An 818-nucleotide genomic window follows, 5' to 3' on the forward strand; every position below is an offset into this window, starting at 1 on the left:
ATAATAACCTGCTGTTTAAATGGAAAAGCCAGTACGAGGACGGCTTACTGAGCGATGATGACATACAGGAATGCATGCCTGTCCCGGTGGCACTGACTGATACGCCGGAGCCGACCAGACCAGTTACAAATCCCTTCTGGCGTAACAAGCATGATGAGCGCCCTGAGGGGGCTCCCGGAAACGTCCCACGGTGCGAGCTGCATCTTAAATCAGGTGTGGTAAAACTGTTTGACCCTCTCACTCCGGAACTGTTACGGGCGCTAATCCGCGAAATGAAAGGGGGTATCCGATGATAACGCTGCCGACCGGTACCAAAATCTGGATCATCGCTGGCATCACAGATATGCGTTGTGGCTTCAATGGCCTGGCTTCGAAGGTGCAGAACACGCTGAAAGATGACCCGTTCTCCGGGCATATCTTCGTCTTCCGGGGCCGCAGTGGCAAAATGGTGAAAATACTGTGGGCCGATCGTGACGGGTTATGCCTGTTCGCCAAACGCCTGGAACGGGGCCGCTTCGTCTGGCCGGTGACCCGGGAAGGGAAAGTGCACCTGACGCCAGCTCAGTTATCCATGCTACTGGAGGGGATCGCGTGGCAACATCCCAAACGGACAGAACGGCCTGGCATCCGGATATAACCCGTGATAAAACAAGGGAATGAACAATGAACTCCCCGATGATATTGAGCTGCTTAAAGCCATGTTGCGTAAGCAACAGAGTCGGCTTCGACAGTATGCCTGTCAGGTCGCGGGCTATGAGCAGGAAATTGAACGGCTGAAAGCGCAACTCGACAGGTTGCGTCGTATGTTGTTCGGCCAG

Annotated in this window: 1 protein-coding gene and 2 pseudogenes; all 3 read left to right on the top strand. The window is 54.3% G+C overall.

Going from position 1 to position 818, the window contains the following annotated elements; translation table 11 throughout:
• A pseudogene (locus ACUU1I_RS20885) lies at positions 1 to 293 on the top strand (IS66-like element accessory protein TnpA); the annotation flags it as partial.
• Positions 290 to 637 carry an IS66 family insertion sequence element accessory protein TnpB gene (gene tnpB / locus ACUU1I_RS20890; protein ID WP_000631709.1) on the top strand — a complete coding sequence of 116 codons (348 nt, stop codon included), beginning with the start codon at positions 290 to 292 and terminating at the stop codon, positions 635 to 637. The pseudogene ACUU1I_RS20885 and the gene tnpB, both read left to right, overlap by 4 nt.
• Positions 638 to 656: 19 nt before the next feature.
• A pseudogene (locus tag ACUU1I_RS20895) lies at positions 657 to 818 on the top strand (IS66 family transposase); the annotation flags it as partial.

The organism is Shigella sp. SIG3, assembly GCF_053555855.1.

Excerpts from the sequence above, each read along its gene's own strand:
- tnpB (WP_000631709.1), top strand. The coding sequence starts at position 290 with ATGATAACGCTGCCGACCGGTACCAAAATCTGGATCATCGCTGGCATC.